5 protein-coding genes are annotated in these 6,201 nt (G+C 64.9%); 2 read left to right on the top strand and 3 right to left on the bottom strand.

Going from position 1 to position 6,201, the window contains the following annotated elements; all coding sequences use genetic code 11:
• Positions 1–208: 208 nt before the first annotated feature.
• A complete protein-coding gene (locus tag ACQR1X_RS30335) occupies positions 209–988 on the bottom strand; it encodes an enoyl-CoA hydratase-related protein (protein WP_316218527.1) in 780 nt (259 codons plus the stop codon).
• A gap of 166 nt (positions 989–1,154) precedes the next feature.
• Between ACQR1X_RS30335 and ACQR1X_RS30330 the strand changes: the two genes are divergently transcribed.
• Positions 1,155–2,429: an acyl-CoA dehydrogenase family protein gene (locus tag ACQR1X_RS30330; RefSeq protein ID WP_434882598.1), complete on the top strand. Its 1,275-nt coding sequence runs from the start codon at positions 1,155–1,157 to the stop codon at positions 2,427–2,429.
• A 189-nt stretch (positions 2,430–2,618) separates the two neighbouring features.
• Here the strand turns inward: ACQR1X_RS30330 and ACQR1X_RS30325 are convergent, their stop codons facing one another.
• A complete protein-coding gene (locus ACQR1X_RS30325; RefSeq protein WP_434900198.1) occupies positions 2,619–4,199 on the bottom strand; it encodes a fatty acid--CoA ligase in 1,581 nt (526 codons plus the stop codon).
• Positions 4,200–4,331: 132 nt separating this feature from the next.
• Entirely contained in the window at positions 4,332–5,207 is an 876-nt protein-coding gene (locus ACQR1X_RS30320) for an SDR family oxidoreductase (protein ID WP_006613814.1), read from the bottom strand.
• Positions 5,208–5,309: 102 nt separating this feature from the next.
• Between ACQR1X_RS30320 and ACQR1X_RS30315 the strand changes: the two genes are divergently transcribed.
• The gene (locus tag ACQR1X_RS30315) at positions 5,310–6,119 is read left to right on the top strand and encodes a crotonase/enoyl-CoA hydratase family protein (protein ID WP_434900197.1); all 810 of its coding nucleotides are present in this window, start codon (positions 5,310–5,312) and stop codon (positions 6,117–6,119) included.
• Positions 6,120–6,201: the final 82 nt, after the last annotated feature.

The following is a 6,201-nucleotide window of genomic DNA, read 5'->3' as shown; positions in this document are numbered from 1 at the left end:
CGCAGAAGAATCCACGCCATGCACCATGTCCAGTCTGTCTGAACCGGACAGCCGTGGGTCAAGCCCGGCCATGACGGAGTGGAGGCAGACCCGCGCTGTCATTCCGGGGCGCGACGCAGTCGCGAGCCCGGAATCCATAGGCACGATCGCGGCTATGGATTCCGGGCTCGCGCTGCGCGCGCGCCGGAATGACGAGCTCGGTGAGGCTCTACCGCCCAAGCCATTTCGGCGGCCGCTTCTCCGAGAACGCTTTAGGCCCTTCGATGTAGTCCTGCGAATGAATCATCGCCTGCACCGCCGGATAGTCGCGCTGCTCGGTGATCGCCTGCTCCAGCGACACCGCCAGGCCCTTCTCGATCGCCTGCTTGGAGGCGCGGATCGACATCGGCGAGTTCCTGGCGATGGTCTCGGCCCAGCGCTCGGCGGCCGCCAGCGCCTCGCCCTGCGGCACCACCTCGTTGACGAAGCCGAGCTCGTGGCCCTCGCGCGCGCCGACATGGCGGCCCGTGAGGATCATGCCCATCGCGCGCTTCATGCCGATCTGACGCGGCAGCCGCTGCAGGCCGCCAGCGAGTGCGGCGAGACCGACGCGCGGCTCGGGCAAGGCGAAGGTGGCATTCTCAGAGGCGATGATCAGGTCGCAGGCCAGCGCGATTTCGAAACCGCCGCCCATGGCGACACCGTTGACGGCGGCGATCAGCGGCTTGTCGCAATCGAAGCGCGACGTCAGTCCGCCGAAGCCGCTTCGGCCCCAGCCGCGCTTGCCGCCGGCCGCCTGCCATTTCAGGTCGTTGCCGGCGCAGAACGCCTTGTCACCCTCGCCGGTGACAATCGCAACCCATTGCTCGGGATCGGCAGCGAACCCGTCGAACACCGCCTCCAGCTCGTAATGTGCGTCGGTATGCAGCGCGTTGTAGACCTCGGGACGGGCAAGGGTGACGATTGTGATCGGCCCCTTGCGCGTGACCTTCGAGAATTTCAGCTCCATCGACCGTTCCTCCTGGTTTCTGATTGGCTGCCGTGCGCGAGCTTAGCGCCTGCGCCGCGTGCGCGGTCATCCAAATACGCAACCGCGCTGCGCGCCACAGGCACGCGGCGGAGGGCTGGCCTGACCAAGATCAAGAACAACAACGACACGCACAGGGAGACGCGCCATGGATTTTTCCTTGCCCAAGGAACTGATCGCCTATCTCGACGAGCTCGACCGCTTCATCGCCGCCGAGATCAAGCCGCTGGAGCAGGCGGACGACAACATCCGCTTCTTCGATCATCGCCGCGAATGGGCGCGCACCGATTTCGAGAATGGCGGCCTGCCGCGGCATGACTGGGAGCAGCTGCTGCGCAAGGCCAAGGACCGCGCCGACGCGGCCGGCCATCTGCGCTTCGCGATCCCGAAACGCTATGGCGGCAAGGACGGCTCGAACCTCTGGATGGCGGTGATCCGCGAGCATTTCGCGTCGAAGGGCCTCGGCCTGCACAACGACCTGCAGAACGAGCACTCGATCGTCGGCAATCTGCCAATCGTGACCATGCTCGACCGCTACGGCCGTGACGATCAGAAGGCGATGATCGACGGCTCGATCACCGGCAAGTACCGCATCACCTTCGGCCTGACCGAGCCGCATCACGGCTCGGACGCGACCCACATGGAGACGAAGGCGGTGCCGGCGACCCGCGACAACGTCAAGGGCTGGCTGATCAACGGCGAGAAGATGTGGACCACGGGCATGCACGTCGCCACGCATTGCGCATTGTTTGCGCGCACCTCGGGCAATGACGGCGATGCGCGCGGCATCACCTGCTTCCTAGTGCCGGCCAAGACCGAGGGTGTGAAGGTCGAGGAATATCTCTGGACCTTCAACATGCCGACCGACCATCCGCGCGTCAGCTTCACCGACGTGTTCGTGCCGGAGGACGCGCTGTTCGGCGAGGTCGGGCGCGGGCTGTCGCTGGCCCAATGCTTCGTGCACGAGAACCGCATCCGCCAGGCGGCGAGCTCGCTCGGTGCGGCCGTCTACTGTATCAACGAGAGCGTGAATTACGCGCGTGAGCGCAAGCCGTTCGGCAAGGCGCTGGCCGAGAACCAGGCAATCCAGTGGCCGCTGGTGGAGCTGGCGACCCAGGCCGAGATGCTGCGGCTGTTGATCCGCAAGACCGCGTGGGAGATGGACCAGCTCACCCAGGCGCAGGTCGAGCACACGCTCTCCGACAAGGTGTCGATGTGCAACTACTGGGCTAACCGTCTGTGCTGCGAGGCCGCCGACCGCGCCATCCAGGTGCATGGCGGCATGGGCTATTCGCGCCACAAGCCGTTCGAGCACATCTACCGCCACCACCGCCGCTATCGCATCACCGAGGGCAGTGAGGAGATCCAGATGCGCAAGGTGGCGGGGTTCCTGTTTGGCTATATGGGGGCGAACAAGCGGTGAGCGCAGCCTGATCGCGTGGCGGCATCGCGAGCGTCAGCACGGCAATCCAGACCTGTCACTTGGCCCCTGGATTGCTTCGGCGCAAGGGCGCCTCGCAATGACGGTGTGGAGAGAGTGCGCGCTCTCTCCACGTCATCGCGAGCGCCAGCGACGCGATCCAGGCTGTCGCAACGAGAAGACCGCCGGTTGTCAATTCACCTGCCGGTCCTTGCCCGCCCAATATGGGTCGCGCAGATTCCGCCGCAGGATCTTGCCGGAGGGATTGCGCGGCAGGGCGTCGAGGAAGTCGACGGTCTTCGGCGTCTTGAAGCCGGCGATGCGGGTGCGGGTGAAGTTGATGATGTCGGTCGCGGTCGCCTGCTTGCCCGGCTTCATCACGACGATCGCCTTGACAGCCTCGCCCCATTTCTCGTCGGGAATGCCGATCACGGCGGCTTCGGCGACGTGAGGATGATCGCAGATCGCACTCTCCACCTCGGCCGGATAGATGTTCTCGCCGCCGGAGATGATCATGTCCTTGATGCGGTCGTGGATGTAGACGTAGCCGTCCTCGTCCATGTAGCCGGCATCACCGGTGCGCAGCCAGCCGTCCCTGCCAAGCGTGCGTGCGGTCGCCTCCGGCAGGTTCCAGTAGCCGGTCATGTTGGAGCCGGAGCGGGTGGCGATTTCGCCGACCTGCCGCGGCGGCAGCGGATTGCCCAAGGGATCGATGATCGCGACTTCGACGCCCGGCAGCGGCTTGCCGGCCGAGCGCATCCGCTCCAGCCCTTCGACGTGATCCTCGGGCGGCAGCGCGATGATGGTGCCCGTGGTCTCGGTCATGCCATACATCTGCACGAAGCCGCATTTGAACACCTCGATGCATTCCTTCAGCAGCGCCGCGGGGATCGGCGAGGCGCCGTAGAGCATGTATTTGAGCCGCGAGAAATCGACCTGCCGCGCGCGCGGCTGCCGCACCACGAACTGCATCGCGGCGGGCACCATGAACAGCTTGGTGATGCCGGACTGCTCGAAGAAGTCGAGGATCTTCGTGGGATCGAACTCGCGCGCGATGACGCCACGGGCGCCGTGGTAGAGGCTCATCAGGCCCCAGCCGGAGCCGCCGATGTGGAAGATCGGCATCGCGATCAGCGAGACGTCGTCGGTCGACCATTTGTTCCAGTCCGGTTTCTCCTCGGGATTGCCGGTATTCACCAGGTTGAGGAAGTTCGCGTGCGACAGCATCGCGCCTTTCGGCTTGCCGGTGGTGCCGGACGTGTAGAGCTGCAGCGCGATGTCCCGCGGCGTGATCGCTACGCCAGGATCGTCGGCACTCTGCGCGTCGCGCCAGGCCGTGTAGTCCTGCCATTCCGGCGCGCCGCCTTCGGTCGTGATGATGTGCCGCACGCTCGGAATCTGGCCGCGGATGTTGCGGATCATCGTGATGAACTCGGGACCGACGAACAGGGCAGGCGCCTTGCAGTCCTCGACGATGAAGGCGACCTCGGGACCGGCGAGGCGCCAGTTCACCGGCGCCATCACGACGTTGGCCTTCATGGCGCCGACCAGCAGCTCGAAATAGATGTCGCTGTTCTTGCCGAAATAGGCGATCCGCTCGTGCTGTTTGATGCCGAGCGCCTTCAGCGCGTTGGCGACCTGGTTGGTCTTGCTGTCGAATTCGGCGAAGCTGGTGACGCGGCCTTCGAACTCATATGCGGTGGCGGAGCCCAGCGTTTGCGCTCTGTCGCGCACGACGTCGACGAGCGTCGACGTTGCCGTCGAGACGGACATGTTTCCCCTCCGATTACGTCTTTTTCTTTGTTCGATGTCTTGTCGTGGTCCTCGCCCCGGATTGCGCCGGAGCAAGCATCTCTCGATCAGTCTACAGAGAGCACGTCGCCGATCAACCGGGCGATTGGGCCATCAGCTCGTGCGCGTCGCGCGGTCCTTTTCGTTCTGCGCCTTGATCGACTCCTTTGCCTTGGTCCAGTCGTCGTCGCTCCAGTCGCGCAGCTGATAGAAGTTGCCGCCCATCGCCAGCGCCTGGGCGCCGTCCATCGCGATGGTCTCGCCGTTGATCCAGTTGCAGCCGCCGGAGATCAGGAACACCGCGAGGTTCTGCAACTCCTCCATGGTACCGACCCGGCCCATCGGGTTCATCGCCTTGGTCCGCGCGCCGGCCTCGTCGCCAGGCTTGATGCGCTTGCTCATGCCTTCGGTCGGGATCTCGCCGGGTGCGATGGTGTTGAGGCGGATGCCGTAGCGGCCCCATTCGGTCGCGAGCGACATCGTCATGGCGTGGATCGCCGACTTGCTCATCGCCGACGGCACCACGTAAGGAGAGCCGTTGCGCACCCAGGTCACCGTGATCGACACGACGTTGCCCGGCTGCTTCGCGGCAATCCAGCGCTTGCCGACGGCATGCGTCACATAGAACGTGCCGTGCATCACGATGTTGGCAACCGCATCGAAGCCGCGCGGGCTCAATTCCTCGGTGCGGGAGATGAAGTTGCCGGCGGCGTTGTTGATGAGATCGGTGAGGCCGCCTTCCTGGAAGATGGCCTCGATCATCTCCTCCACCGCCATCGCATTGCGAATGTCGACGCCGTGGCTGGTGACGCGGCCGCCATAGAGGTCCATCAGTTCGGTCGCGGTCTCGTCGCAGACGATTTTCCGCCGGCCGCAAATATGCACCTCGGCGCCGAGCTGCAGGAAGCGTGCGGCCATCGCTTTGCCAAGGCCCGTGCCGCCGCCGGTGACCAGAATGCGCCGGCCTTCGAGGAGATTGTCCTTGAACATGGGAGTTTCCGCCTGACATGTTGTGAGTTAATTGGTCGATTGACTAAATCGCTCCGACAGCCTTCTGTAAAGTCACAAAGACATTCGTGAGGAGACCGCTCGATGGACAACCGCATCGCGATCGAGATCAAGGACGGCGTCGCCGACGTTCGCCTGGTCCGTGCCGACAAGATGAATGCGCTGGACATGGAGATGTTCGAGGCGCTGGTGGCGGCCACCGAGCGGCTGGCGAAGGAAAAGGGGCTGCGCGCCGTGGTGCTGTCCGGCGAGGGCCGCGCCTTCTGCGCCGGGCTCGACATGGGCCGCTTCGCGGCGATGAAGGACTCCGGCGGCAACGGCATACCCGGCGGCGAGAAGCGCGACCTCACCGTTCGCACCCACGGCAAGGCGAACTTCGCCCAGCAGGCGGTGTGGGGCTGGCGGCAGTTGCCGGTGCCGGTGATTGCTGCAGTGCATGGCATCGCCTATGGCGGCGGCTTCCAGCTCGCGCTCGGCGCCGACATGCGCTACGTCGCACCGGACACCAAGATGTCGATCATGGAGATCAAATGGGGTCTGGTGCCGGACATGGCGGGCACGCCGATCCTGGCGACCCTGATGCGCGACGACATCCTGCGCGAGCTGACCTATACCGGCCGCGTGTTTTCGCCGGAAGAGGGGCAGGCTTACGGCCTCGTTACGCGCATCTGCGCCGATCCGCGCGCCGCCGCGCTGGAGACGGCGCGTGAGATCGCCGGCAAGAATCCGGATGCGATCCGCGCCGCCAAGCGCATGCTGAACAACCTCTCGGTCGATCCGGGCCCAGCGCTGCTCGCGGAATCGGTCGAGCAGCAGAAGCTGATCGGCAGCCCGAACCAGCTGGAGTCGGTGCGGGCGAACATCGAAAAGCGTGCGCCCAAGTTTGTAGATTAGCCTCCTCCTTGCGGGCAGCCCCGAAGGAGCTGAGCCAAACAATTTCCAGATTCCGGGTTCGATGCTGCGCATCGCCCCGGAA

The sequence above is a fragment of the Bradyrhizobium sp. HKCCYLRH3073 genome, assembly GCF_051167995.1.
GTDB lineage: Bacteria > Pseudomonadota > Alphaproteobacteria > Rhizobiales > Xanthobacteraceae > Bradyrhizobium.
Note: the sequence above shows the minus strand (reverse complement) of the source record. Positions and strands in the feature narration are given on the sequence as shown.

Excerpts from the sequence above, each read along its gene's own strand:
- ACQR1X_RS30335 (WP_316218527.1), bottom strand. The coding sequence starts at position 988 with ATGGAGCTGAAATTCTCGAAGGTCACGCGCAAGGGGCCGATCACAATC.
- ACQR1X_RS30330 (WP_434882598.1), top strand. The coding sequence starts at position 1,155 with ATGGATTTTTCCTTGCCCAAGGAACTGATCGCCTATCTCGACGAGCTC.
- ACQR1X_RS30325 (WP_434900198.1), bottom strand. The coding sequence starts at position 4,199 with ATGTCCGTCTCGACGGCAACGTCGACGCTCGTCGACGTCGTGCGCGAC.
- ACQR1X_RS30320 (WP_006613814.1), bottom strand. The coding sequence starts at position 5,207 with ATGTTCAAGGACAATCTCCTCGAAGGCCGGCGCATTCTGGTCACCGGC.
- ACQR1X_RS30315 (WP_434900197.1), top strand. The coding sequence starts at position 5,310 with ATGGACAACCGCATCGCGATCGAGATCAAGGACGGCGTCGCCGACGTT.